The organism is Pseudomonas palleroniana, assembly GCF_022836895.1.
GTDB classification, from domain to species: domain Bacteria; phylum Pseudomonadota; class Gammaproteobacteria; order Pseudomonadales; family Pseudomonadaceae; genus Aquipseudomonas; species Aquipseudomonas palleroniana.
The window spans coordinates 4,141,868-4,164,814 of record NZ_CP092411.1 but is presented as its reverse complement, the minus strand read 5'-3'; the positions used below and the strand labels follow the sequence as shown (position 1 = coordinate 4,164,814).

29 protein-coding genes are annotated in these 22,947 nt (G+C 60.3%); 19 read left to right on the top strand and 10 right to left on the bottom strand.

The window, feature by feature from the left end:
* Positions 1 to 21 precede the first annotated feature (21 nt).
* From MJP36_RS18880 to MJP36_RS18865, 4 genes are all read left to right on the top strand, one after another.
* Positions 22 to 1,044 carry an ABC transporter permease gene (locus tag MJP36_RS18880; protein ID WP_060757169.1) on the top strand — a complete coding sequence of 341 codons (1,023 nt, stop codon included), beginning with the start codon at positions 22 to 24 and terminating at the stop codon, positions 1,042 to 1,044.
* A gap of 341 nt (positions 1,045 to 1,385) precedes the next feature.
* Positions 1,386 to 1,790: a TraR/DksA family transcriptional regulator gene (locus MJP36_RS18875; protein ID WP_060757168.1), complete on the top strand. Its 405-nt coding sequence runs from the start codon at positions 1,386 to 1,388 to the stop codon at positions 1,788 to 1,790.
* Positions 1,791 to 1,884: 94 nt separating this feature from the next.
* Positions 1,885 to 3,570 carry a methyl-accepting chemotaxis protein gene (locus MJP36_RS18870; RefSeq protein ID WP_425226320.1) on the top strand — a complete coding sequence of 562 codons (1,686 nt, stop codon included), beginning with the start codon at positions 1,885 to 1,887 and terminating at the stop codon, positions 3,568 to 3,570.
* Positions 3,571 to 3,682: 112 nt separating this feature from the next.
* On the top strand, positions 3,683 to 3,886 hold the full coding sequence (locus tag MJP36_RS18865) for a hypothetical protein (RefSeq protein WP_060757166.1): 204 nt from the start codon (positions 3,683 to 3,685) through the stop codon (positions 3,884 to 3,886).
* Between the two features lie 8 nt (positions 3,887 to 3,894).
* Here MJP36_RS18865 and MJP36_RS18860 read toward each other — a convergent pair whose 3' ends face one another.
* Positions 3,895 to 4,131 (bottom strand): DUF2789 domain-containing protein, encoded by a 237-nt coding sequence (locus MJP36_RS18860; protein ID WP_060757165.1) that lies wholly within the window; start codon positions 4,129 to 4,131, stop codon positions 3,895 to 3,897.
* Between the two features lie 136 nt (positions 4,132 to 4,267).
* Entirely contained in the window at positions 4,268 to 4,543 is a 276-nt protein-coding gene (locus tag MJP36_RS18855) for a hypothetical protein (RefSeq protein WP_244383731.1), read from the bottom strand.
* A gap of 409 nt (positions 4,544 to 4,952) precedes the next feature.
* Between MJP36_RS18855 and MJP36_RS18850 the strand changes: the two genes are divergently transcribed.
* A complete protein-coding gene (locus MJP36_RS18850; RefSeq protein ID WP_060757163.1) occupies positions 4,953 to 5,402 on the top strand; it encodes a hypothetical protein in 450 nt (149 codons plus the stop codon).
* A 128-nt stretch (positions 5,403 to 5,530) separates the two neighbouring features.
* The gene (locus tag MJP36_RS18845) at positions 5,531 to 6,547 is read left to right on the top strand and encodes an ABC transporter substrate-binding protein (protein ID WP_060757209.1); all 1,017 of its coding nucleotides are present in this window, start codon (positions 5,531 to 5,533) and stop codon (positions 6,545 to 6,547) included.
* A gap of 280 nt (positions 6,548 to 6,827) precedes the next feature.
* On the opposite strand, the gene MJP36_RS18840 is transcribed toward MJP36_RS18845, so the two are convergent.
* Both MJP36_RS18840 and MJP36_RS18835 read right to left on the bottom strand, forming a co-directional pair.
* Positions 6,828 to 8,954: a TonB-dependent receptor gene (locus tag MJP36_RS18840; protein WP_244383730.1), complete on the bottom strand. Its 2,127-nt coding sequence runs from the start codon at positions 8,952 to 8,954 to the stop codon at positions 6,828 to 6,830.
* Positions 8,955 to 9,047: 93 nt separating this feature from the next.
* Complete coding sequence (locus MJP36_RS18835; RefSeq protein ID WP_060757161.1) at positions 9,048 to 9,437, bottom strand: DUF2946 domain-containing protein; 390 nt, start codon at positions 9,435 to 9,437, stop codon at positions 9,048 to 9,050.
* 93 nt (positions 9,438 to 9,530) lie between these two features.
* On the opposite strand from MJP36_RS18835, the gene MJP36_RS18830 reads away from it, so the two are divergent.
* The 5 genes from MJP36_RS18830 to MJP36_RS18810 all read left to right on the top strand — a co-directional run bounded on the left by MJP36_RS18830 (position 9,531) and on the right by MJP36_RS18810 (position 12,511).
* Positions 9,531 to 9,968 (top strand): DUF3995 domain-containing protein, encoded by a 438-nt coding sequence (locus MJP36_RS18830; RefSeq protein ID WP_060757160.1) that lies wholly within the window; start codon positions 9,531 to 9,533, stop codon positions 9,966 to 9,968.
* Between the two features lie 111 nt (positions 9,969 to 10,079).
* Complete coding sequence (locus tag MJP36_RS18825; RefSeq protein ID WP_090371566.1) at positions 10,080 to 10,409, top strand: hypothetical protein; 330 nt, start codon at positions 10,080 to 10,082, stop codon at positions 10,407 to 10,409.
* 107 nt (positions 10,410 to 10,516) lie between these two features.
* On the top strand, positions 10,517 to 11,212 hold the full coding sequence (locus tag MJP36_RS18820; RefSeq protein ID WP_244383729.1) for a fumarylacetoacetate hydrolase family protein: 696 nt from the start codon (positions 10,517 to 10,519) through the stop codon (positions 11,210 to 11,212).
* A 36-nt stretch (positions 11,213 to 11,248) separates the two neighbouring features.
* Positions 11,249 to 12,157, top strand: coding sequence for a helix-turn-helix transcriptional regulator (locus tag MJP36_RS18815; RefSeq protein ID WP_244383728.1), 909 nt, complete (start codon positions 11,249 to 11,251; stop codon positions 12,155 to 12,157).
* Positions 12,158 to 12,250: 93 nt separating this feature from the next.
* Positions 12,251 to 12,511, top strand: coding sequence for a hypothetical protein (locus tag MJP36_RS18810; RefSeq protein WP_060757156.1), 261 nt, complete (start codon positions 12,251 to 12,253; stop codon positions 12,509 to 12,511).
* Between the two features lie 289 nt (positions 12,512 to 12,800).
* Here MJP36_RS18810 and MJP36_RS18805 read toward each other — a convergent pair whose 3' ends face one another.
* Entirely contained in the window at positions 12,801 to 13,745 is a 945-nt protein-coding gene (locus MJP36_RS18805; protein ID WP_244383727.1) for a sensor domain-containing diguanylate cyclase, read from the bottom strand.
* 244 nt (positions 13,746 to 13,989) lie between these two features.
* On the opposite strand from MJP36_RS18805, the gene MJP36_RS18800 reads away from it, so the two are divergent.
* Positions 13,990 to 14,238, top strand: a complete 249-nt coding sequence (locus tag MJP36_RS18800; protein ID WP_090371558.1) for a DUF1652 domain-containing protein — start codon at positions 13,990 to 13,992, stop codon at positions 14,236 to 14,238.
* Here the strand turns inward: MJP36_RS18800 and MJP36_RS18795 are convergent.
* Entirely contained in the window at positions 14,235 to 14,375 is a 141-nt protein-coding gene (locus MJP36_RS18795) for a hypothetical protein (protein WP_178126884.1), read from the bottom strand. The genes MJP36_RS18800 and MJP36_RS18795 overlap by 4 nt on opposite strands.
* Before the next feature lie 226 nt (positions 14,376 to 14,601).
* Between MJP36_RS18795 and MJP36_RS18790 the strand changes: the two genes are divergently transcribed.
* Genes MJP36_RS18790 through MJP36_RS18775 form a run of 4 tightly spaced genes read left to right on the top strand, consistent with a single transcriptional unit; the run spans position 14,602 to position 16,442 of the window.
* Complete coding sequence (locus MJP36_RS18790) at positions 14,602 to 14,913, top strand: YXWGXW repeat-containing protein (protein ID WP_244383726.1); 312 nt, start codon at positions 14,602 to 14,604, stop codon at positions 14,911 to 14,913.
* 31 nt (positions 14,914 to 14,944) lie between these two features.
* The gene (locus MJP36_RS18785; RefSeq protein ID WP_198761908.1) at positions 14,945 to 15,523 is read left to right on the top strand and encodes an RNA polymerase sigma factor; all 579 of its coding nucleotides are present in this window, start codon (positions 14,945 to 14,947) and stop codon (positions 15,521 to 15,523) included.
* Positions 15,520 to 15,951, top strand: a complete 432-nt coding sequence (locus MJP36_RS18780) for a hypothetical protein (RefSeq protein ID WP_205343643.1) — start codon at positions 15,520 to 15,522, stop codon at positions 15,949 to 15,951. Before MJP36_RS18785 ends, MJP36_RS18780 begins: the two co-directional genes overlap by 4 nt.
* Positions 15,948 to 16,442 carry a periplasmic heavy metal sensor gene (locus MJP36_RS18775; protein ID WP_090371552.1) on the top strand — a complete coding sequence of 165 codons (495 nt, stop codon included), beginning with the start codon at positions 15,948 to 15,950 and terminating at the stop codon, positions 16,440 to 16,442. The genes MJP36_RS18780 and MJP36_RS18775 overlap by 4 nt, the downstream gene beginning before the upstream one ends.
* A gap of 103 nt (positions 16,443 to 16,545) precedes the next feature.
* Here the strand turns inward: MJP36_RS18775 and MJP36_RS18770 are convergent, their stop codons facing one another.
* The gene (locus MJP36_RS18770; protein WP_090371550.1) at positions 16,546 to 16,908 is read right to left on the bottom strand and encodes an NUDIX hydrolase; all 363 of its coding nucleotides are present in this window, start codon (positions 16,906 to 16,908) and stop codon (positions 16,546 to 16,548) included.
* A 126-nt stretch (positions 16,909 to 17,034) separates the two neighbouring features.
* Here MJP36_RS18770 and MJP36_RS18765 point away from each other — a divergent pair, with 126 nt between their 5' ends.
* The 3 genes from MJP36_RS18765 to MJP36_RS18755 all read left to right on the top strand — a co-directional run bounded on the left by MJP36_RS18765 (position 17,035) and on the right by MJP36_RS18755 (position 19,380).
* Positions 17,035 to 18,024: a Gfo/Idh/MocA family protein gene (locus MJP36_RS18765; protein ID WP_060757148.1), complete on the top strand. Its 990-nt coding sequence runs from the start codon at positions 17,035 to 17,037 to the stop codon at positions 18,022 to 18,024.
* Positions 18,025 to 18,051: 27 nt separating this feature from the next.
* A complete protein-coding gene (locus MJP36_RS18760; protein WP_244383725.1) occupies positions 18,052 to 18,681 on the top strand; it encodes a ribonuclease T2 family protein in 630 nt (209 codons plus the stop codon).
* Between the two features lie 111 nt (positions 18,682 to 18,792).
* Entirely contained in the window at positions 18,793 to 19,380 is a 588-nt protein-coding gene (locus MJP36_RS18755; RefSeq protein WP_244383724.1) for a LysE family translocator, read from the top strand.
* On the opposite strand, the gene MJP36_RS18750 is transcribed toward MJP36_RS18755, so the two are convergent.
* The 3 genes from MJP36_RS18750 to MJP36_RS18740 all read right to left on the bottom strand — a co-directional run bounded on the left by MJP36_RS18750 (position 19,322) and on the right by MJP36_RS18740 (position 22,946).
* Complete coding sequence (locus MJP36_RS18750) at positions 19,322 to 20,197, bottom strand: AraC family transcriptional regulator (RefSeq protein ID WP_090371542.1); 876 nt, start codon at positions 20,195 to 20,197, stop codon at positions 19,322 to 19,324. The genes MJP36_RS18755 and MJP36_RS18750 overlap by 59 nt on opposite strands.
* 105 nt (positions 20,198 to 20,302) lie before the next feature.
* A complete protein-coding gene (locus tag MJP36_RS18745) occupies positions 20,303 to 21,925 on the bottom strand; it encodes an ABC transporter ATP-binding protein (RefSeq protein ID WP_161549478.1) in 1,623 nt (540 codons plus the stop codon).
* Position 21,926: 1 nt separating this feature from the next.
* Entirely contained in the window at positions 21,927 to 22,946 is a 1,020-nt protein-coding gene (locus MJP36_RS18740) for an ABC transporter permease (RefSeq protein ID WP_017738565.1), read from the bottom strand.
* Position 22,947 lies beyond the last annotated feature (1 nt).

The window sequence follows — 22,947 nt, the reverse complement described above, 5'->3', positions numbered from 1 at the left end:
AGCATAAGAAGGTGATTGGCTATGAATGCGATAACAGAAAACAAACCGGCCACGGCCCCGGCCAAGAACCGTCGACGCCTGCCCACCGAGCTGAGTATTTTGCTGGTGCTGATCGGCATCGGGTTGGTGTTCGAACTGTTTGGCTGGATCGTGCGCGACCAGAGTTTCCTGATGAACTCCCAGCGCCTGGTGCTGATGATCCTGCAGGTGTCGATCATCGGTCTGCTGGCGATTGGCGTGACCCAGGTGATCATCACCACCGGTATTGATTTGTCCTCGGGCTCGGTGTTGGCACTGTCGGCGATGATCGCCGCCAGCCTGGCGCAGACGTCCGATTTTTCCCGGGCAGTGTTTCCCAGCCTGACGGATCTGCCGGTCTGGATTCCGGTGGCGATGGGGCTGGGCGTGGGGCTGCTGGCGGGGGCGATCAACGGCAGTATCATCGCCGTCACCGGTATCCCGCCGTTCATTGCCACCCTGGGCATGATGGTTTCGGCCCGTGGCCTGGCGCGTTACTACACGGAAGGCCAGCCGGTGAGCATGCTGTCGGATTCGTACACCGCAATCGGCCATGGCGCCATGCCGGTGATCATCTTCCTGGTGGTCGCGGTGATCTTCCATATTGCCCTGCGCTATACCAAATACGGCAAGTACACCTATGCCATCGGCGGCAACATGCAGGCGGCGCGTACCTCGGGTATCAACGTCAAGCGTCATCTGATCATTGTCTACAGCATTGCCGGTCTGCTTGCCGGGCTGGCCGGTGTGGTGGCCTCGGCACGCGCCGCCTCCGGCCAGGCCGGCATGGGCATGTCCTACGAGCTGGATGCGATTGCCGCCGCTGTGATCGGCGGCACCAGCCTGACGGGCGGGGTAGGGCGCATTACCGGTACGGTGATCGGCGCACTGATCCTCGGCGTGATGGCCAGCGGGTTTACCTTTGTGGGCGTGGATGCGTATATCCAGGACATCATCAAGGGCCTGATCATCGTGGTGGCGGTCGTCATCGACCAATACCGCAACAAGCGCAAGCTCAAGCGCTGACGCGCAGCCGCAAGTCAGCAGCCATGAGCCACAAGCGGCAAGCCGAGCTTTACAGCTTGTCGCTTGCAGCTTGCGGCTTATAGCTGTTTCACGAACTTTCCTGCTATAAACGCACTCCGATGACCATTCTCCGAGCCCGTCCTGATGCTTCTGGGGGTTATCTCGGAAAAATTGCCTGTCTTTTCAGTTGCTGCGCTCTCAAGTCGGCCTTAGACTGCCGCCCCTCGTAAATTGAGTGCCGGGTGGCGCTTGGAATGGATGGCGCCCTTCCGAGACCTGCAGAGGTCGACCGGAACGCTCCCTTATTCGCCTTAATGCACGTATTTTTTATAGAGAAATCAATGACAAAGGAAAAGTTGCTGGCCATGCCGGCAGATGACTACATGAATGCCGAACAGCACGCTTTTTTCGAGCAGATGCTGCAAGACATGAAAGTGGAACACCACGCGCGCATTGAACAGAACCGCATCGCCATTGAAAGCCTGGACACCCCGGCCGACCCGGCTGACGCCGCTTCCGTTGAAGAAGAGCGCACCTGGCTGGTAAACGCCATCGACCGCGACCAGCGCATGCTGCCGCAACTTGAGCGCGCCCTTGAGCGTATCAAGGAAGACTCCTTCGGCTGGTGTGATGACAGCGGCGAGCCTATCGGCCTCAAGCGCCTGCTGATCAGCCCGACCACCAAGTACTGCATCGAAGCGCAAGAGCGCCACGAGCAGATCGACAAGCACCAGCGTCAAGCCTGATGCGGTGAGCGGGGGGCCGTCCCGTCGGCTCCCCCGAGAAATATCCGTTACACCCTGGTTATTGATCTACTGCAGGTTCTCCCACTAAAGGCCCATGGATAATGGCTCGATAGTGGCGTTTAATGCAGAAACAATAACGACAAGCAGCGGGGTAACGACGATGGCTGGAGACGGATCTCTGATGGGCGCATCAGTGCCGCCGCACACGGTGACGCGCGCGCTCCCCCGCTGGCTGACGCCATTTTTGCAGAGCACTGCCCTGGTGCTGGTACTGCTGGGCCTGGCGTTCGCCGGTTTGCCGATATACCTCTGCCTGCCGCTGGCCTTGCTGGTCATCTGGCTGCCTTCCCTCAAAGCTCGTACACCACGAGTGGCACCGGCCCAGGCCGTCGATGCGATAGGCGAGCTGACCCGCGATCTGTCCTATACCACCAGTCATAACGCGCTTTCCGCTGCGGGCGTGGCCTATTCGGTCAAGCAACTGGCGGCGCGGGTGCAGTCGCAGCTGGGTGCCGCCAGGCAGATCGTCAGCAGTGCCGAAGTGATGATCGGCACCGAGCAGGTGACCGCACAACTCAGCCGTCAGGCCCTGGAGGCGGCCAGCCAGGCCCACCAACGCAGCACCGAAGGTCGTGAAGTGCTGGCTGAGTCGATCACCCGCATGCGCCAACTCAGCCAACGCGCCAATGCCAGCCGCGAACTGATCGAGGCGTTGAGCCAGCGCAGTGAAGAGATCCAGCGCGTGACCCTGGTGATCCAATCCATCGCCAGCCAGACCAACCTGTTGGCGTTGAATGCGGCGATTGAGGCCGCGCGTGCCGGTGAGCATGGGCGTGGATTTGCCGTGGTGGCCGATGAAGTGCGCGGCCTGGCCGGGCGTACGGCCTCCGCCACCGATGAAGTCGGCGTGATGGTCGCCGATATCCAGCAGCGCACCGCCCAGGTGGTGGAGCAGATTCGCCAGTTGTCGGCGGACCTGCACATCGGCGTCGAGCGGGTGGAGCAGGCCGGCGAACAGCTGGAAAGCATCGCCAGCCTGGCTGCGGGTGTGGAAGGGCAGGTCAATGAAATTGCCCAAGGCACCGATACCAACCAGGCGCAACTCGACAGCCTGTTCCATGCCGTGGAACAGATGCGCAGCGATTTGTCGGAAAGCGATCAGCAAACCCGCCAGTTGGCCGAGGTTGCCGTGCAAATGGAAGGCCAGGCTGAAACGATCAGCGAGCGCCTGGCGCAAGTCGGGCTGGATGACTATCACCAGCGTATCTATGACCTGGCCCGAGAAGGTGCCGCGCGCATTGCCGAACAGTTCGAGGCCGATATCCAGCAGAATCGCATCAGCCTGGAGGACTTGTTCGACCGCAGCTATACCCCGATCCCGAATACCAGCCCGAGCAAGTACCACACGCGTTTTGACGGTTACACCGATCAGGTGCTGCCGGCGATCCAAGAGGCCTTGCTACCGCGCCATGAAGGGCTGGTGTTTGCCATCGCCTGTACTCCTCAAGGCTACGTGCCGACCCACAACAAGGCGTTTTCCCACGCCCTGACCGGCGATGCCCAGGTCGACGCGGTGCAGAATCGCACCAAGCGCAAGTTTGATGACCGTACGGGGATTCGTTGTGGCAGCCATCAACAAGCCGTGTTGTTGCAAACCTACACGCGTGACACAGGCGAACTGATGCACGATTTGTCGGTGCCGATCATGGTCATGGGCCGGCATTGGGGCGGCTTGCGCCTGGGCTACAAACCCGAAGCCGCGAAGACCCATCGCCAGTGATTGTTGCGGTTTATGCAACGCAGCTATTCCGGGGATAGCTTTTTCCTACTGGCAGAAAACCGTAGCATGCTGAACATTGTTAGCCAGCTAACTAATGCGACGGAGAAGCTCCATGCAAAACAAAGTCGATGTGGCGGTGATGATCGGCAGCGGCGTGCCTGCCACCCTGCGTGAGCTGGGCCAGAAGGCTTGTTGGGTGGTATTGCTCAATGGCGAGCAACGCGGCACGGCGTTCGCCAGCCGCGATGAAGCAGAGGAGTGCAGGGCTGCCTGGCAAGCGTTGATGAACCTGGAAAAGTCAGACAGCCTGCACTGAGGTGTGCGTTATTGCGGTTGATGCAGGCGCTGGTTCAGTTCATCCACCGGGATCGCCCAATCGGCGTCCTCACGCAGTTCTTCCTTGAGAAATTGTGCTTGTTGCGGCGTCCAGAACGGGGCGTCGATCAACTTCACGTCGTCAGGCAGCGGATGGGCGGCGATAAATGCGTCGATGGCTTGCGGCGTCGAGTCCAGGCCCAGTTGTTCGAACAGGGTTTCAAGAGTGGGGATAGGCGCGTCCATGGTGGGGTCTCCATGCAGGATGAGGGTTGTTGTGCATGTGAGGCTTTGGCCCCGGCAGAGTTCTATCGGATTATCCTCAATCGAGCGTGCGCGAATCCAAGGCAGCCCTGAGGGCTGTGTACGCCGTGCCGGTCGGTCATTCCTGCGTCGCAACAATCCCGGCCTGAAAGGCTTGCAGCCCGGCCTCAAGCTGTTTGGCCAACTCACAGGCCTGGATATGGTCACTGCGAAAGCCTTTGACCCTGCCGCTGGTGACTTCAAGAATATGAAAAAAGTTCTTTCCGGCCGGAACCACCTGATAAAGGACCGAATTCAAGTACCCATCGGGGTTGTGCAGGCAGTAGTATTGGCGCCCATCATGACATGTTGAACGAATGCGCGAAGACGTAGCGTCGTGTTGAGGTCGGTTCATCGTCAGCTCCTGTCGCTCGATCATGTTGACCCATCAGCAGCGTTTCGGGTGGTTTTGTTCGGTGTTGCTGTTTTAGTATTGTCGTCGGCAGTTCACGCCTGGTTCCATGCTCGAGTCTTTTCTTTTGTGTCAGGTGTCAGAAACTGCGTTTTTAATAAGGTTATTCTCTGAAGTTGGTCGACCCGTATTCTCGGGTTGTTGAACCTGTGATCTGCTGTGGTACCGGATGGCCCTTGCACAAGGTCTGTCGCGCCCGACTGTACGAGTCTTATGGCGCCCCAGCGGGGTCTCTTCAGTTTTTTGACGAATGTGTGATCGCGCCGTAACGGCCGTTTTTTTGTGCTGCCCGCTTCAGCGGACAGCGCCTTTTTGATGTGGGGGCGTTTCCTTGGCAGTCAGTAATCTGGATATGCACGCGTTATTCGTGCTGGGTGATTTGCGCGCAAAGTTGGTCAAGCAGTTTCAATCCCGTTTTGTTTATGTCACTGAACAGACGCCGGAAGGTATTTATATCGCCGAGATTGATACCGAAACGGCAATGGTCGTGGACGACAAACCACGCCTGGAACTCAAGGTCGGCGACCATTTTCGCGCAGCCGTATTGCCCAGCCGTGAAGGTGGCAAGTTCGAACTCAAGTTTCGCGATATCAAGTTGACGGTGTACGGCTTGGGCGATTATGCGTTTGTCTCCTCGGCCGAAGGCCAGGGCATCCTGTTCAAGGAAGGCCACAGCGTGATGCTGGTGTTTGCCGCCAATGAACAACTGCAGGAAGGCCTGACCAAGACCCTCAAGGCCGTGACCGGCAAGGCCGCCAAGTGGCGCAAGGGTGAACTGGTGACCTTCAAGGCCAGTGAGTAACCCTGAACACGCTGTGTATCTTGCTCTTTTGGAACCTCTACTACAGTTGAGTTGACTTAACTATTCAGAGGCTTCGCGCATTGGCAGCAAAGCCGCCCGCTATGGCTGCGAAAATGCGAGGTGAAGGCATGAAAGGATTGAAATCGCTGTTGGCAGCGTCCCTGACGACCTTGAGTCTGTCGCTGGCCTCGGTGCCGGTATCCGCCGCTCAGGCACCGGTGCATTTTGCCGACCTGAATTGGGAAAGCGGCAGCCTGATCACCGAGGTGCTGCGTTTTATCGTCGAGAAGGGCTACGACCTGCCCACCGACACCTTGCCCGGTACCACCATCACCCTGGAAACCGCCCTGGCGAAAAACGATATCCAGGTGATCGGCGAAGAGTGGGCCGGCCGCAGTCCCGTATGGATCAAGGCTGAGGCTGAAGGCAAGGTGCTGGGCCTGGGCGATACGGTCAGGGGCGCCACGGAAGGTTGGTGGGTGCCGGAATACGTGATCAAGGGCGATCCCGCCAAAGGTCTCAAGCCCCTGGCGCCGGACCTCAAGACCGTGCAGGACCTGGCGCGCTACAAAGAGGTGTTCAAGGACCCTGAGTCACCTGGCAAAGGGCGCTTTCTCAACAGCCCGATCGGCTGGACCTCGGAAGTGGTCAACGCACAAAAGCTCAAGGCGTATGGCCTGGACGGTAGCTATGTGAATTTCCGCAGCGGTTCGGGCGCTGCACTGGACGCCGAGATCGCCTCGTCGATTCGTCGCGGCAAGCCGGTGCTGTTCTACTACTGGTCGCCAACGCCCCTGATGGGGCGTTACAAGCTGATCCAGCTGGAGGAACCGGCGTTTGATGCCGAGGCCTGGAAGACCCTGACCGACGCGGACAACCCTAACCCACGGCCAACGCGTTCGCTGGCGTCCAAGTTGAGCATTGGCGTGTCGACGCCGTTCCAGAAAGAACATCCGCAGATCGCGGAGTTTTTTACCAAGGTGCAGTTCCCCATCGACCCGCTGAACAAAGCCTTGGCGACCATGAGCGAAAATCACACGCCACCCCGGGAAGTGGCCCAGGCGTTTCTCAAGGCGCATCCCGAAGTGTGGAAGGCGTGGGTGACGGATGATGTGGCGAGCAAAGTCGAGGCAAGCCTGAAATAACGACACGCGCTGCAGCCAAGTCGCCCTAATGCTGGTCAGTTAAGAGAGCCTGCCGCACCAAACTCTGTAGTGAGCGGGCTTGCCCCGCGCTGGGTGGCGCAGCCGCCCCAAACCCGGGCGCCTCGGTCTTTCAGAAACACCACGGCGTCCTTGTTGGGGCGGCTGCGCCACCCAGCGCGGGGCAAGCCCGCTCACTACAGATGATGTGTTCTACATCCCACCATTTGACTGACTGGCATTAGGGCAAGTCCCCTCCCACATGTTTGATTACATTGCAGGTTCAGAACCGGGTTTGCACTGCCAACTCGAACGTGCGTGGCGCCCCCAGGTAATACGCCGGCGATACATGGGCAAACTCGGCATATACCTCATTGGTCAGGTTGCGCACCCGGCCGGTCACCGAGGTATGGGCGTCCACTTTGTAGCGCAGGAATGTGCCGAACAACGTATAGGCCGGCACCGTGAGGGTATTGGCGTTATCCGCATACACCTCGGCGACGTACCGCGCATCCACACCGCCTTGCCAAGCCTCGGTAAAATCATAGGTCAGCCACAGGTTACCGACGCGCTTGGGCACGTTGGTCGGCGTGTTGCCCTTGCGTGATACCACCGCACCGCTGGCAAGTTTCTCATTGAAGTCATCGTACTCGGCATCCACCCAGGCAAAGTTGCCTTCCGCCAACAGTCGGGGCGTGATCCGCAGTGAGCTGGCCAGTTCGATGCCTTTGGACGATTGCGCCCCCACCGGAATGCTGTTGTTCGGATCCAGCGGGTCGGTGACGGCGAAATCCTTGCGCTCGATCCTGTAGGCGGCAACGGTGGCCGAGCCGCGACCGTCCAGGTAGTCGAACTTGCTGCCGACCTCCCACTGCCGGCCGGTGGACACATCGAAGACTTGGGTGGTGGTCGATGGTTGCTCGGCCGCCGTGCTGTATTGCACATACACATTAGCCGACGGGATGAACTGGTAAGTCAGGCCGACGCGGCCGGTCACTGGTTCCCAGCGGCGTTTGAAGTGACGCGGATTGGTGGCCGTTATCTGGCGGTGGTTGGTCACGTCGAGGTCGATGGCGTCGTAGCGCAGGCCCGTCAGCAACGAGAGTTTATCGGTGAGGCCCAGGCGGTTTTCCGCGAACAGTGCCTGGGTCGTCACTGCATTGGTCTTGTCCGGTACGAACCCTGGCCGGGTGCCCGGGATGTCGTAAAAGTGCCCAGGGTCGTAGTGGTTCGGGTCGACCGTGCTTTTACCCGGTACGTTCAGCGGGTGGTTGGTGGTGCTGTTGACCTTGTATTCAAAACCGCCCGACCAGGTGGTCGAAAGCCCCCACAACGTATTGTCATGACGCAGTTCGAACTGGTTGCCGTTCTGCTCACCCTGGTGGCGCACCTGATACGCGGTCGAGCGATTCACGGCGCTGTTGTCGGCGTTGTATTGGTAAGTTTCCAGGTTTCGATAGTCGCGCTGGCTGTCCAGGTGATAGAGGGTGTTCTTCAGCGTGGTGTTGTCGTTGATCCGGTAGTCGATGATCGAGCGCGCCCAGATCGTGCGCTGTTCGTATCGGCCATCGCCGACGTTGTAATTGTTGAAGCGGTTGTGCCGGTCGATCTTCAATTCGCCGGCCTTGGGGTTGAGCACCGGCGTGCCCCAGTAGGGGCTGTCCTCATGCTCATCCTGGTATTCCAGCGCCAGGGTGTGCGACAGGTGGGGCGTCAAGTCGCTGAGCACGGAAAACGCCAGGCTCCAGGCATCGCGCTGGTCGCGGTCGATGTAGCTGTGGTTGGTATTACGGCTGACGTCCAGGCGTGCGTAATGCTGCACCTCGGCGCCGGGTTCGGTCAGGGCGTGGTTGAGGCCCAAGGCCATACCGGCGGTGTCGTAACTGCCGTAGGTGAGCTGGCCTTCAGCCGCCTGTTCTTCGCGGGTTGCCAGTTTGGTCACATAGTTCAACGAGCCGCCCACGGAGCCGGCACCGTTGATCAAGGAGGAGGGCCCGCCGACGAGTTCGACCCGGTCATAGATCCAGGCATCCACTGGCCGCGCCAGGCCGGTGGCGACGTTGATACCGTTGAACATCTGGGTGATCTGGCTGCTGGTAAAGCCCCGATAGGACACAAACCCACCAAACCCCGGCGGTGCGCTGGCGTTGACGCCGGGCAGGGTATTAGCCGCATCGCGGAAGGTCTTGGCGCCATGGCGCTCGATATCATTGCGATTGGCGATGGCCACCGACGCCGGGGTTTCCCGCACACTCAGGCCAAGGCGCGACGCCATGCCGCTGGGCTGATCCAGCGCCAGGCCAGGCTCGGTGCTTTGTTCACCATCAATGGTGGTGGGGGCCAGTTCAAGTGCCCAGCCACAGACAGGCAGGCAGCCGAACAGGCCCGCCAACAGGGGTAAATGTTTCATGGTTGAATCCTGAAAAACTCAGCTTGAAAACAACGCACAGCCGCCCGTAAACCCGAGGGGAACGGTGAGCGGTGCAGATCGGAAAGCGAAGGATCAGGCGACAGCGGGAGGCGCGCGCGGGTGGGCCGTGGGCCAGGTGAAGCGGGCAGGAACGTCAGCGGCAAACACCACAGCCGCAGGCGGCGCGTGCGGTTGTGGCAACACGGCCACATTCAAATGGGTGTTGAGCGCAGGGCCCATGCCGCCGGTGGAACACAGCGGGCAACCGAACGCCTTGGACAGCGTCGGCAGGTTCTCGTCAGTGGACCGGGTTGGGGTGGGGGCCTGAGTGCGCGGGTCTACCGTACAGAACTGACCACCGATGCCGTTGAGCTGCATCCCCAGCATCTGCCCATGGCCAATACTGCAGGCGAACACATTGAACAGGACGCAGCAGTAGAGCATCCAGGCAATGAGCGAGCGGTCGGTACGGGCAAGTTTCATGGGGCGGCACTTTACCATCAGCCGCCGACGAAATGCCTACAAAAAATCCCAGGGCGACTATCCTGAATCGCACATTTTTGGAGAGAGCCGGCCATGAGCTTTTTCATCGCGCGATGGATCGTTGGCGTATTTACCTGCATCAGCATGGTGCATTTGTACTGGGCCGCCGGTGGCAAACTCGGCATGCTCGCTGCCATTCCTCAACTGCCGGGCGAATTCGCCAGCGGGCCGAGGCCGGCGTTCAAACCCTCGGCGCTGGCCACGTTCCTGGTCGCGATGGGGCTGGTGGCGATTGCGCTGCTCGTGTGCTTGCGGGCCGGGCTGTACTTTTCGCCGGTGTCCCATGGGGCGTTGCAGTGGGGCATCAGCGCGATCGCCGTGGTCATGTTTGCCAGGGCGATTGGGGACTCGGAACTGGTGGGTTTTTTCAAGAAGGTGGGCGGGTCGAGGTTTGCACGGTTGGATACGTATGTTTATTCGCCGTTGTGTCTGGTGTTGGGGGTGGGGTTGTTGGTGGTGGCGTGGGGGTGATTGATCGAGACGAAAGTAAATGCCGACGCAATAAGGCAATTTAATGGCCCCTTTGTAACAAAATCCTCGCCAGAATCGCTTTTATTTTCAGGTGGTTAGGTGGGGATGCGAATGCGCACTGTTGGAATCATGCTGATTGCCTGCTCCCTGGCGGGTGGTACGGCTGCCGTGCAGGCAAGGGAACTGCGCGAGGGTGACAAGTACATGTGCAGTTGGGGCGCCGGTACGGCGGCCAGGGCTCAGGAGCTCAAGTTGGCGGGCGTGTCGTTGTATGCGGCGCGCCAGAAGATCCAGACAATCAAGTTCAGCAAATCGTGGATGCGCATGATGGCCATGGGCATCACCGAGCAGACCTATGACAGCCGTTCCCGGCTCAAGCCTGAGGTGATTCGCCAGAGCTTCTATCAGGACTGCTTGCGCTACAAGGTGGCGCGCAAGTAGCCCCTGGGCGTTTTGCACCGGGCAGTGCAAAATCTGCGTAAGCCTGTCCAACTTTCCCCGGAGGCCGCTCGCCATACTGGTGCCAGGTAAACCAGGAGGCACAGGCCATGACCGATTACGTATTCCCCCCCGCGCAAACCCCATCCCTGGCCATACAGGGCAGCGATGCGCGTTTCCCCCTGCGTCGCGTGTTCTGCGTTGGTCGCAATTACAGCGAACACGCCCGGGAAATGGGGCATGACCCGGATCGCGAGCCGCCGTTCTTTTTCATGAAACCGGCGGATGCGGTGGTGCCGGCCGAAGGTGTGATCGCCTATCCGCCGCTGACCTCCGACCTGCACCATGAAGTGGAATTGGTGGTGGCCATCGGCAAGGGCGGGGTGGATATCAGCCCTGATGAAGCTTTTTCCCACATCTGGGGCTATGGCGTGGGGATCGACCTGACGCGCCGCGACCTGCAAGCCCAGGCGAAAAAGCTCTCACGCCCGTGGGAATGGGCCAAAGCCTTCGATGAGTCGGCGCCCAGCACGGCGTTGCAGCCGGTGAGCGCGGTAGGGCACCCGTCCACCGGCAAGATCTGGCTGAAGGTCAATGGCGAACAGCGCCAGCTCGGCGACCTGGCTGACCAGATCTGGTCGGTCAGCGAAGTGATCAGCCACGCCTCCCGATCCGTCGCGCTCAAGGCCGGTGACCTGATCTTCACCGGCACGCCCGCCGGTGTCGGCGCGTTGCAACCGGGCGATACCGTGACGGCCGGCATCGACGGCGTTGGCGAGTTGAGGTTCACCCTCGGCAACGGTTGAGGCTAAAGTGGTGCCCTGGCCACCCGAGACAGCGCTATGCCCGGCACCCGCGTCACCACCTACGGCATGGAACAACGCAGCGACCGCCCCGACTTCTATATCCGCGACAAACGCGGACGGGCGGCGCTGACCAGCCCCCATCGGCACGAATACTTCCAGATCCAGATCAACCTCGGTGGCGACACCGTGCAGCATATCGGTGGGGCGGTGCGACCGTTTCCGCGTAAAGCCCTGGCGTTCATCCTGCCCCATCGCCTGCATGTGATTCCCCATCCTGAGGATGGCGAGTTCATCTTGATCAACTTCAGCCAGGCGTTTTTCCTGCCGCAACTGAGTTGTGATCCGCTGGACCTGGAGGACATTCCTATCGGCCAGGCACCAGAGCTATCGCCGTTTCGCTTTCAGGAGCAACTGGACTTTATCCTCGATGATGCCGCGTTCGAAGAAGTCAAAACCTGGCTGGCCCATATGCGCGCCCTCGACACTCACCGCACTTTTGGTGCCCGCGAGAGGCTCAAGGGCTACCTGTTTCAACTGATTGGCCTGGTCTGTGAGCAGTACGCCGAGCCGCTGCAAGCGTTTGCCGCCAACAACGCTATCCGGCGCGGGCGTAAGGACGCCTTGGCGCGGGTGCAAGGCTATATCCGCGCGCATATCCACGAACCCAGTCTCAACCTTACCGATACGGCCGCCGCCGCATTTCTATCGCCCAACTACCTGACGCACCTGCTGCGCAAGGAAACCGGGAAACCCTTCTCCCAGTGGGTGCTGGACCGCCGCATGCAACTGGCGCGCACGTTGTTGCTGAACAGCACCCAACTGATCGGGGTGATAGCGCAACGTTGCGGGTTTACCGACGAGGCCTACTTCTCCCGCTGCTTCCGCAAGGCCCAGGGCATGACGCCCGGGCAGTTTCGCCGTAAGCAGCTGACAGAAATGTTGTAGTCACACGGTTTTTACAAATCCACGACAATGAGTAGGTTTCAATGTGCATACAATTCGACGCTTCTAGTCACTCCAGCAGGACGCTTGCGAGACATGAATCAACCAGAACCCCCATCCTCAAGCGGCTTTCGCTCTTTTGCGATCGGGGTTGTGTGCGTGGCGGTGCTGTTGGGCACTTATTTCATGCGCCTCAACGCTGAGGTTGACCGAGAGCGGGAGCAGGTTGCAGAGCGTCTGGCTTTCTGCCAGCACCTTGAAAGTGTGACCCGTGTGGCGGCGTCCACGAACCTGGAATCCCCAGAAGCCTGCAAGCAACTCAAAAAACGTTATGCCGAAAGTGTTGCGCCGTTATAACCAATAACCCCAATTACAGAGTGGAAATAAGCGGGCGAAGTGTGCACGCTTAATCAGCGCTTATTGCACCAAAAAGTGGCACTTATGGCGTTGGCTACCTTAAAAAATGTGTGGATATTGAATGACTTACGGCGCTTTTAATCCGACGAAAGGATTAAAATAATCTTGTTGCAGGTTTTAACAACCGTTACTATAGCCGGGCGTTCACCTCCCACGGTTTATGCATTTTTAAATCCCAAGTTTCCATCAGCTACTTGGGATTTTTTTTGCCCGGAATTTGCTCTCGGCGTCAAACTTCTATGTCGGCAAACTCTGCTCGCATCCGGCCATTGTGCTTGGCTTGATAGAGCAACTTATCGACGGATTCGACAAACCCCAACACGTTGCTGTCGGGTGTCACGATGTGGGTGCCCACGCCCAGGCTCAATGTCAGCAGGTTCGACACCGGCGAGAACCCGTGCTCGATCTGTTGTTGGCAAATCAAATGCAGGCAACGCTGGGCAACCTGCCGAGCCGATGCGGCGTCGGTTTCCGGCAACAGCCAGACAAACTCCTCGCCGCCGATACGGGCAATGAAATCCCGGGGCCGGTTGGCGGCCTGGGCCAGGGTGCGCGCCACCTGGCGCAGGCACTCGTCGCCCTTGATATGGCCGTAGTGGTCGTTGTACTGCTTGAAGAAATCAATATCGAGGATGAGCAACGACAGCGGCAACCGGCTGCGCAGCGCACTGGCCCATTCCCGTTCCAGCACGGTGTCGAACATGCGGCGGTTGGCGATGCCGGTGAGGCCGTCCTGGAACGAGTACTCCTCCAGTTGTTTTTGCAGGCGGATCAGGTGTTCCTCGGTCTTTTTGCGTTCGCTGATATCGAACATGAAGCCGATCAACGCCTCCACTTCACCGTCCTTGCGCACGACGTGCACCACATCGCGAATCCACACGTAATCGCCATTCACCGTGAGCGCGCGGTAATCGGCCTCGTGGTCGACCCCGGCACGCGATTGCGACACACAGAAATTCACCACATATTCACGGTCGTCCGGGTGCATGCGTTCAACCCAGTCATCCACGCTGGCCCAGCTTTGCGGCGTCCAGCCCAATAACGTCTCGATCTGCGGGCCGATATAGCTGAAGGTCATGGTCTGCCAATCAATGCGCCAAGGGATAGCCTTGGTCGACTCCAGCAGGGTCTTGTAGACGTCGCTGTCGGGCAGGCGTGGAGCATCGATGTTCATGGGCGGCGGCTCGCATGATGCTAAAAGCCAACAGCGTCTTGTGAGCGAAGCCCTGAGTCAAGCCTTCGCGAAAGCCGCAGACGAGAGGTCGTGTGCTGGGTTTCTGGCGCCAGCACACCAGTATTTGTTGGGCATAGTGAGGCACAGCTAACACTTTTGAGTTAATTGTTCGGTAGCAGGCAAAAGCTTATCTACGCTGTTTACATCACACATTCAGGGATGCATCCACGGACGGGGCTTTATCATGATTCCGATCGTCGAATTCAACCGCATCATGGCCGCCGGGTTCCTGCCGCTGGCGTGTGATTGCAGCCTCAACAGCGACGGTTCGCTGCGCATTCGTGTGTTCGAGCCGGAGTCTGGCCGTGTCGAGCTGCTGTTGACTCGGGTCTCGCCCCAAGGTCTGGACAGCATCCGTTCCATCTCAAACCTGATTGGCGAGTTGCGCACCGAGATCAAGGCCGGGCGCCGTGGCTTTGCGGTGATGGGTTAGCTGTTGACGGTACTGGTGGTGGGAGTGGCGGCGCCGTAGTAGCGCCAGCAGCAATGCCGGTGTTCCGGCAGGATCACGCAACCGCTGAGGCTCACGATCAACAGGGCGGCGACCAGCATATATAGGCGACGGGACATGATGTTTCCTCTTGGTGTGTTCTGCGTCACTCCTTGAACGCAACCACCGACACAAATCCGTCGCAATGCTTGCAAACTTTTCATCAAGCCCTGTGATTCCCTGGGCAATACTTTCTCTGGGCCACCGTGTGGAAAAAAACCTGTTTTTTCTGCGACGGATTTTCCTGCGCCTGGCGTTCAACCCATCAGCAGCGTGCACTTTCGCTCGCCGTATGAAGGAGTTGCCATGAACTCACTGACCAAACTGCGTTGTGCCGTGCTGGCTCCGCTGGCTTTCGCCGCGTTTGTCAGCACCCCGGTTTTCGCCGAGACCGAAGTGATTATCCGCCAGGCACCACCGGCAGAGCGTGTCGAAGTGATCCCTGCCGAGCGCCCCGGATACGCCTGGGATCGCGGCCACTGGCGTTGGGAACACGGTGCCTACGCCTGGGTGCCTGGCCACTGGCAACCGGTGATGCGCAATGCCCGGTGGGAGCCAGGCCATTGGGAATCGCGTGGGCCGAACTGGTACTGGCGCGAAGGGCATTGGATTCGCTGAAACCTAACTCCCCGGACCGAGTATTACCCGATTGAAAGACACTGATCCGGACGTTGAGCTACTGGCACGTATCGGCAACAACGAAGCCGCCGCGGTCAATGAAATGGTGACGCGCAAGCTGCCGCGGTTGCTGGCGCTTGCCGGCCGGCTGTTGGGGGATGCCGACGAGGCCAGGGACGTGGCTCAGGAAAGTTTTCTACGGATCTGGCGCCAGGCGGCCAATTGGCGTGCCGGTGAAGCGCGCTTCGACACTTGGCTGCACCGAGTGGCGCTCAACCTGTGCCATGACCGCTTGCGTCGACGCAGAGAACGCCCGTTGAATGAGGAAGAGGTGCTGGAACTGGCGGACAGCGCACCGTCCCCTGAGGAACAGTTGGAAACCAGCCAGCGCAGCGCCCGCATGGCCGCCGCGTTGGCGGCTTTGCCGGAGCGTCAGCGCGAAGCCATCGTGTTGCAGTATTACCAGGAGCTGTCGAACATCGACGCCGCGGCCCTGATGAATATCAGCGTCGAGGCACTGGAGAGCCTGCTGTCGCGGGCCCGCCGCCAGTTGCGCAGTCAACTTGCCGACACACCCGGGCTCGCCCGCCCAGGAAGGGGAACACCATGACACTTGAACGATTTGCTTATCTGGCCGATGCCTACGGCGCCAGCCTGCACCGCTGGCCCGTTGCCGATCAAGCGGCGGCCCGCGCCTTGCTCGACAGCGGCGACCCTGGCGCCCGCGAAGCACTGAATGCGGCGAGTTGGCTCGATCAGCAGATGGACAGCCATCAACTGGCGCCCGTCGACCCCGCACTGGTGCGGCAAATTCGTCAGTCGGCTGTGCAGCGCAGGTCATTCTGGTCGCGCTATGCCAACTGGTTGTCACCGGCCGGTCTGGTGGGCGTGGGCATTGCCGGTATCGCTGCCGGGGTGCTGGTGGCGTCGATGAGCGTGCCGCTGCCGATGTTGTCATCCGAAGTGTTGCCCAGCGTCTTCGATCAAGGCGATGCCGACGTCGTGTTTACCGTCAACGCCGAGGAAACCGAGCAATGACAGCCAAAACCCTTAAGCCGTGGTTGGTCGTCTCAGTGTTGCTCAACGTATTTTTGATTGGCGGGGTGGCGGGCGGCCTCTATCACTGGATGGCCGTTGCCGCGCCTGCCGAGGCGGTGGTCAACCAGCATGGTCTGCGCCAGGCGATGTTCAAGTTGCCCGTCGAGCGGCGTAAGGAGTTGCGTCAGTTGCTGCGCCACAACCGTGCCGACAGCCAGCCGTTGATCATGGCGGGTCGTGAAGCCCGGCTGGGGGTGATCAAGCAATTGGAGGCGCCGACGCTGGACCGCGCGGTGCTGGTGTCTGAATTGGCCAAGGCACGTGAGGCGGATGTTGCGCTTCGGGCGTTGGTGGACGATACCTTGGCGCAGTTTGCGAGTAATTTGCCTCAGGATGAGCGGCAGAAATTGGTTGAGGCGCTTTATCAGCGCGGGCAGGGGAAGGCCAGGGATAAGGTGACGCAAGGGCTGGGGAGTAAGCCGCGGTCTTGAGCGGGGCGACTACCTATCCATTGCTGCCGTAACGGCTGATGGCGCTGCCGCGTTCGTCAATTCCTTTGTCGAACGGCAGGGCGTAGAGGCAGGGATGCAAGGGTCAGAGGCGACGCAGGAAGGCTTTGACGATATGCCGGGTGGCGTTGGTGGTGTCCAGGTCGTCCACCGCGGTGTAGGGGTGCCACCGGCAATCGATGATTTCGTTGCAGGGCCGCGCGTCCGCGAGGTTGATCACGGAGGCTTCAAACACGTGGTGCTCGGTGTCACTGGTTTTCAGTTCCTGCAGGTAGAGCAGGCCGTCGACCTTCAATCCGGTTTCTTCGTGCAACTCCCGTTCGGCCGCGCCCACGGGGCGTTCGCCGGGTTCGACCTTGCCGCCCGGCAAGGCCCATTTTGATCGGACTTTGCGCACGAAGAGGATATGCCCCTCATGTGCGCAAATGACGGTTGCGCGTGTTTTCAATGTGTGAAGCTCCGTAGCGAGATGACTGTCATCAAAGTGTAATGCAATTGTCATGCTGGGCGGCTGTGGCACTTGCATCAGGGGATGTGGATACTGCTCGCTGGACAACACGGACGAGGAAGGCAGATGAGTACCGTACGCTGGGGCATGATCGGCTGTGGCAGTGTCACTGAGTTAAAGAGTGGACCCGCTTTCTACAAAGCGCCAGGTTCGGCGCTGGTGGCGGTGATGGGGCGACGTGTCGAAGCGGTGCGCGATTATGCGGCACGCCATGGCATCGCTCGCTACTACACCGATGCCCAGGCGTTGATCAACGACCCCGAGGTGGATGCGGTGTACATCGCCACACCGCCCGACAGCCATCTTGAATACAGCCTGATGGTGGCGGCAGCCGGCAAGCATTGTTGCGTCGAGAAACCCATGTCGTTGAATGCCGGGCAGAGCGCGTTGATGCAGCGCACTTTCGAGCGCGCCGGGCTGCATTTGTTTGTGTCCTACTATCGACGCTCCTTACCGCGCTTCCAGCAAGTGCGCGATTGGCTGCAGACCGGGCGTATCGGTGAGTTGCGTCATCTGACCTGGACCCTGTGCAAGCCGGCCGCCGCAGCGGATACCAACCCGGCCAACTGGCGCACCGACCCGGCGATTGCCGGTGGTGGCTACTTTGCCGATCTGGCCAGCCATGGTTTTGACCTGTTTCAGTACCTGGCCGGGGATATTGTCGATGTGGCCGGGTTCACCGCGCGCCAGGCCGGCCGTTATGCCGCGGAGGATGCGGTGACCGCCAGCTGGCGCTTCGCCTCGGGTGCGCTGGGCATGGGCGCCTGGAACTTTGTGGCGGACCGGCGCGAAGACCGGGTCGAGTTGATCGGCAGCCATGGGCGCATCTGTTTTTCGGTGTTCGAAGACCAGCCGATACGTCTTGAAGCGCAGGCCCATGAAGTGCTGACCGTGCCGTGCCACGCGCATATCCAATGGCATCACGTGCTGGGCATGAATGCGCATATTCGCGGGGAGGCGCAGCACCCCTCGTTGGCCATCGAAGCATTGAAGACCGATCAAATCCTTGACCGGGTGTTGCAACGTAACCCCGTTCATCCCGAGTCGTCGTACTAAAGTCAGCTTTTTTCAAGGAACACGCAGATGAAATACTGGATGTTGTTATGGCTGGTGCTGGCCACGGGGGCCGTGGCGGCTCCGCGCAGCCAAGGGCAGGCGGGGGAGTTTGATTTTTATGTGTTGTCATTGTCGTGGTCGCCGACCTTTTGCCTGACGCACCCGGACAACGAGCAGTGTTCGGGCAAGGGGTACGGCTTTGTGCTGCATGGTTTGTGGCCGCAATACGCTCGGGGCGGGTGGCCGGCCTCGTGCGACTCGCCGTCGTCGCTGAACCGCCAAGCCATGGACAAGGGCGCTACGTTGTTCCCCAGCCGTTCACTGATCAAGCATGAATGGGCCAAGCATGGCACGTGCTCCGGGCTTGAGCCGCTGGCCTATCTGGAAAAGGCCGACGCCGCGCTGGGGGCGGTGAATATTCCGCCGCAGCTGCAGCCGCTCAACTCGCCGCCGTCATTGCCGGCCCAAGCGATCGAGGCGTTGTTTCGCGAAAGCAACCCACGCATGGGCAACCACGGGCTGGCGGTGATCTGTAAAGGCAAGGTGCTGTCGGAAGTGCGCGTGTGCCTGACCAAGGACCTGGCATTCGCCGGCTGCCCACGCAGCGTCAAGACCCAGTGCCGCGACGGGGATATCCGCATTCCTTCACAGCGTTGAGGCAACAGCGCCTCGCTGTTCGGCGCCAGAGGGTGATTTTCTTCAATACCGCGCGTGCCTTGCCCTTTAACGTGACGTCATCTTGATCGTCACCACCTAAAGGGAATCGCAATGAGCTTGATCATTTCCATGGCCGCCTTCGCCTTGGCGACCTCCATTACGCCGGGCCCGGTCAATGTGGTCGCCTTGAGTTCCGGTGCGCGCTTCGGTTTCGTCGCCAGTCAGAAGCATGTATTTGGCGCCGCCGTGGGTTTCACTTTGTTGCTGGTGCTGATCGGCCTCGGGTTGCATGAAGTGCTGTTGCGCTGGCCCATCCTCACCCAATTGATTCAGTGGGGTGGTGTGGCCTTCCTGCTGTACATGGCCTGGAAACTGGCCGTGGACAATGGCCGGTTGGACGCTGAGGGTACGGCTACCGCACCGTCGATGCTGTACGGCGCGATCATGCAGTGGCTCAACCCGAAAGCCTGGTTGGCCTGTGTCGCGGGCATGGGCTTGTTTGTGGCCGATGGCGACGCCGCGCAGGTATGGCTGTTCGCGGCGCTCTATCTGGTGATCTGCTACCTGTCGGTGGCGTGCTGGGCCTATGCCGGCACGTTCTTGCGTCGCTACCTCGGCAACCCGCAGGGTGTGCGACTGTTCAACCGTTCAATGGCCGCGTTGCTGGTGGCCAGTGTGGGTTATTTGCTGATGGCTTGAGCCGGTCGCGGTACTGGCCAGGCGTGGCGGCGAAGTGTTGTTTGAAGGCGCGCTGGAAATGCGCCTGGTCGGCAAAGCCCGCCGCCAGGGCCACATCGGCAATCAGCTTGCCCTGGCGCAGTTGGGCGCGGGCAAACTGGATGCGTTGGTTGATCAGGAAGGCATGGGGCGTCAGCCCGTAATACTGCTTGAAGGCGCGGATCAGGTACGAGGGCGACAGCTCGGCGGCCAGGCAGATGTCTTCCAGTTTCAAGGCTTGCGTGCAGTGCGTGCGAATGTAGTCGGCCGCCCGTTCCAGCTTGTGGTTGACCTCGCGTACCGGAGTGTCCGCAGGGTTGAGGCGCTGCTGGACTTCGGTGAAGTAACTCACCAGCGCGCTTTGTTTTTGCAGATGTTCAGCCTGTGTATCCACCAGTATCCGGTACAACTCCAGCAGGCCGCGATACAGCAGCGGATCGCGCACGTAGGGCGTGTTGAACGGCCGGTAACCCTGGTCGGTGCTGAAGCCCAGTTGGTACTGCAGGTCAGTCAGCCAGGGCGTATCGATGTACAGCATCTGATAGGACCACGGCTCATTGTCGATGGGGTTGCAGGCATGCACATCGCCGGGGTTCATCAGGACCACCGTGCCCGCGTCGATCTCGAACGTCTGCGTACCGTAGTGGTAATAGCTGCGTCCGGTGGTGATTGCCCCAATCGAAAAATGCTCGTGCGCATGCCGGCTGTAGGTCACCTTGCGCCCGTCCGCAATGGTGCGCGCCTCAATGAACGCCAACGCAGGGTCACGCCAGAAAAACGGTGCTGTAGCGGCGGTCATGGCAGGCGCTCCCTGAAAGAATTGGAATGAGCAGGCAACAGCCTCATACAAAAGGTGGGCTTATTCAAGCCTTGCGCATCACACGATACGCTGCCACGCGGTGCTCTATTGGCCTGACTGATTAACGGGAGGTGGTACCAGGAACGCCGCCTCCAGCAATTGCCGGGTATACGCATGCTGCGGATCGGCAAAAATCGTCCCTGCCTCGCCTTGTTCCACCACCTGCCCATGCTTGACCACCATCAGTTGGTGGCTCAACGCCTTCACCACCGCCAAGTCATGGCTGATAAACAGGTAAGTCAGGTTGTACTTGGCCTGCAGGCTGCGCAACAACTCGACCACTTGGCGCTGCACCGTGCGGTCCAATGCCGAGGTGGGTTCGTCCAGCAGGATCAGGCGCGGCTTGAGCACCAGGGCGCGGGCGATGGCGATGCGTTGGCGCTGGCCGCCGGAGAACTCGTGGGGGTAGCGATGGCGGGACTCCGGGTCCAGGCCGACTTCCTTGAGTGCGGCAATAATCGCCGCCTCCTGTTCAGCCGGCGTGCCCATCTTGTGAATACGCAAGCCTTCGCCGACGATTTCGCTGACGCACATGCGTGGGCTCAGGCTGCCGAACGGGTCCTGGAACACCACCTGCATTTCCCGCCGCAGCGGGCGCACCTGTTGCTGGCTGAGCTTGTCCAACTGCTGGCCTTCAAAGCGAATGCCGCCCTGGCTGCCGATCAGCCGCAAGATCGCCAGGCCCAGGGTCGATTTGCCTGAGCCGCTCTCGCCGACAATGCCCAGGGTCTGCCCCTGGGGCAGGTTGAAATGGATACCATCCACCGCCTTGACGTAATCGACGGTGCGGCGCAAAAAGCCTTTCTTGATCGGGAACCAGACCTTGAGGTCATCGACTGCCAGCAACGGCGGCCCGACTTCATTGGCAACCGGCCCGCCGCTGGGCTCGGCGGCCAGCAGTTCCTGGGTGTAGGGGTGGCGGGGCGACTGGAACAGTGTCTCGCTGTCGGCTTGTTCAACGATGCAACCTTGCTGCATCACGCACACCCGGTGAGCGATGCGTCGCACCAGGTTCAAGTCGTGGCTGATCAGCAGCAGCGCCATGCCCAGGCGCGCTTGCAGCTCTTTGAGCAACTCGAGGATTTTCAACTGCACCGTCACGTCGAGGGCCGTGGTCGGTTCATCGGCGATCAACAGCTCCGGCTCGTTGGCCAACGCCATCGCGATCATCACCCGTTGGCGTTGGCCGCCGGACAACTCGTGGGGCAGGGCCTTGAGGCGCTTGTGCGGCTCGGGGATGCCCACCAGCTCAAGCAATTCCAGGGTACGCCGGGTGGCGACTTTGCCGGTCAGCCCCTTGTGCAGGCCAAGCACTTCGTTGATCTGCTTCTCGATGGAATGCAGCGGGTTCAACGAGGTCATCGGTTCCTGGAAGATCATCGCAATGCGGTTGCCACGAATATGCCGGATGGTTTTTTCCTTGAGCGTGAGCAAGTCTTGCCCGGCATAGGCAATGGTGCCCGACGGATGCCGCGCCAGCGGGTAGGGCAGCAGGCGCAGGATCGAGTGAGCGGTCACCGACTTGCCCGAGCCGCTTTCGCCGACCAGGGCCAGGGTTTCGCCACGCTTGATATCGAAACTGACGTTGTTCACCACGCGGTGATGGTGACTGCCCGTGACGAACTCGACGCTGAGGTCGCGGACTTCGATCAGATTGTCCTGGTTCATCTCATTTCCTCGGGTCGAAGGCATCGCGAGCGGACTCGCCGATAAACACCAGCAAACTCAGCATGATCGCCAGCACGGCAAAGGCACTCATACCCAGCCACGGCGCTTGCAGGTTGGATTTGCCCTGGGCCACCAGCTCGCCCAGGGACGGCGAACCGGCCGGCAAGCCGAAGCCGAGGAAGTCGAGGGCCGTGAGGGTGCCGATGGCGCCGGTGAGAATGAACGGCATGAAGGTCATGGTCGAGACCATGGCGTTGGGCAGGATATGGCGGAACATGATCGCGCCATTTTGCATACCCAGCGCCCGGGCTGCGCGGACGTATTCCAGGTTGCGCCCGCGCAGGAACTCGGCGCGCACCACGTCCACCAGGCTCATCCAGGAGAACAACAGCATGATCCCCAGCAGCCACCAGAAGTTGGGCTGCACGAAGCTGGCGAGGATGATCAGCAGGTACAATACCGGCAAGCCCGACCAGATTTCCAGGAAGCGCTGCCCGGCCAGGTCGACCCAGCCGCCGTAGAACCCCTGCAACGCGCCGGCGATAACGCCGATGATCGAGCTGAGGACGGTCAGGGTCAGGGCAAACAGCACCGACACCCGGAACCCGTAGATGACCCGGGCCAGGACATCACGGCCCTGGTCATCGGTGCCCAGCAGGTTGACGCTTGACGGCGGTGCGGGCGCCGGGACCTTCAGGTCGTAATTGATGCTCTGGTAGCTGAACGGGATCGGTGCCCATAAGGTCCACGCATCCTTGGCCTTGAGCAACTCCTGGATGTACGGGCTCTTGTAGTTGGCCTCCAGCGGGAACTCGCCGCCAAAGGTCGTCTCGGGGTAGCGCTTGAGCGCTGGAAAGTACCAGTCGCCGTCGAAGTGCACCGCCAGCGGCTTGTCATTGGCGATCAGTTCCGCACCCAGGCTGAGCACGAACAGGATCAGGAACAGCCACAGCGACCACCAGCCGCGTTTGTTCGCCTTGAACCGCTCGAATCGGCGGCGATTGAGGGGGGACAGGTTCATC

Excerpts from the sequence above, each read along its gene's own strand:
- MJP36_RS18880 (WP_060757169.1), top strand. The coding sequence starts at position 22 with ATGAATGCGATAACAGAAAACAAACCGGCCACGGCCCCGGCCAAGAAC.
- MJP36_RS18875 (WP_060757168.1), top strand. The coding sequence starts at position 1,386 with ATGACAAAGGAAAAGTTGCTGGCCATGCCGGCAGATGACTACATGAAT.
- MJP36_RS18870 (WP_425226320.1), top strand. The coding sequence starts at position 1,885 with ATGGATAATGGCTCGATAGTGGCGTTTAATGCAGAAACAATAACGACA.
- MJP36_RS18865 (WP_060757166.1), top strand. The coding sequence starts at position 3,683 with ATGCAAAACAAAGTCGATGTGGCGGTGATGATCGGCAGCGGCGTGCCT.
- MJP36_RS18860 (WP_060757165.1), bottom strand. The coding sequence starts at position 4,131 with ATGGACGCGCCTATCCCCACTCTTGAAACCCTGTTCGAACAACTGGGC.
- MJP36_RS18855 (WP_244383731.1), bottom strand. The coding sequence starts at position 4,543 with ATGAACCGACCTCAACACGACGCTACGTCTTCGCGCATTCGTTCAACA.
- MJP36_RS18850 (WP_060757163.1), top strand. The coding sequence starts at position 4,953 with ATGCACGCGTTATTCGTGCTGGGTGATTTGCGCGCAAAGTTGGTCAAG.
- MJP36_RS18845 (WP_060757209.1), top strand. The coding sequence starts at position 5,531 with ATGAAAGGATTGAAATCGCTGTTGGCAGCGTCCCTGACGACCTTGAGT.
- MJP36_RS18840 (WP_244383730.1), bottom strand. The coding sequence starts at position 8,954 with ATGAAACATTTACCCCTGTTGGCGGGCCTGTTCGGCTGCCTGCCTGTC.
- MJP36_RS18835 (WP_060757161.1), bottom strand. The coding sequence starts at position 9,437 with ATGAAACTTGCCCGTACCGACCGCTCGCTCATTGCCTGGATGCTCTAC.
- MJP36_RS18830 (WP_060757160.1), top strand. The coding sequence starts at position 9,531 with ATGAGCTTTTTCATCGCGCGATGGATCGTTGGCGTATTTACCTGCATC.
- MJP36_RS18825 (WP_090371566.1), top strand. The coding sequence starts at position 10,080 with ATGCGCACTGTTGGAATCATGCTGATTGCCTGCTCCCTGGCGGGTGGT.
- MJP36_RS18820 (WP_244383729.1), top strand. The coding sequence starts at position 10,517 with ATGACCGATTACGTATTCCCCCCCGCGCAAACCCCATCCCTGGCCATA.
- MJP36_RS18815 (WP_244383728.1), top strand. The coding sequence starts at position 11,249 with ATGCCCGGCACCCGCGTCACCACCTACGGCATGGAACAACGCAGCGAC.
- MJP36_RS18810 (WP_060757156.1), top strand. The coding sequence starts at position 12,251 with ATGAATCAACCAGAACCCCCATCCTCAAGCGGCTTTCGCTCTTTTGCG.
- MJP36_RS18805 (WP_244383727.1), bottom strand. The coding sequence starts at position 13,745 with ATGAACATCGATGCTCCACGCCTGCCCGACAGCGACGTCTACAAGACC.
- MJP36_RS18800 (WP_090371558.1), top strand. The coding sequence starts at position 13,990 with ATGATTCCGATCGTCGAATTCAACCGCATCATGGCCGCCGGGTTCCTG.
- MJP36_RS18795 (WP_178126884.1), bottom strand. The coding sequence starts at position 14,375 with ATGTCCCGTCGCCTATATATGCTGGTCGCCGCCCTGTTGATCGTGAGC.
- MJP36_RS18790 (WP_244383726.1), top strand. The coding sequence starts at position 14,602 with ATGAACTCACTGACCAAACTGCGTTGTGCCGTGCTGGCTCCGCTGGCT.
- MJP36_RS18780 (WP_205343643.1), top strand. The coding sequence starts at position 15,520 with ATGACACTTGAACGATTTGCTTATCTGGCCGATGCCTACGGCGCCAGC.
- MJP36_RS18775 (WP_090371552.1), top strand. The coding sequence starts at position 15,948 with ATGACAGCCAAAACCCTTAAGCCGTGGTTGGTCGTCTCAGTGTTGCTC.
- MJP36_RS18765 (WP_060757148.1), top strand. The coding sequence starts at position 17,035 with ATGAGTACCGTACGCTGGGGCATGATCGGCTGTGGCAGTGTCACTGAG.
- MJP36_RS18760 (WP_244383725.1), top strand. The coding sequence starts at position 18,052 with ATGAAATACTGGATGTTGTTATGGCTGGTGCTGGCCACGGGGGCCGTG.
- MJP36_RS18755 (WP_244383724.1), top strand. The coding sequence starts at position 18,793 with ATGAGCTTGATCATTTCCATGGCCGCCTTCGCCTTGGCGACCTCCATT.
- MJP36_RS18750 (WP_090371542.1), bottom strand. The coding sequence starts at position 20,197 with ATGACCGCCGCTACAGCACCGTTTTTCTGGCGTGACCCTGCGTTGGCG.
- MJP36_RS18745 (WP_161549478.1), bottom strand. The coding sequence starts at position 21,925 with ATGAACCAGGACAATCTGATCGAAGTCCGCGACCTCAGCGTCGAGTTC.
- MJP36_RS18740 (WP_017738565.1), bottom strand. The coding sequence starts at position 22,946 with ATGAACCTGTCCCCCCTCAATCGCCGCCGATTCGAGCGGTTCAAGGCG.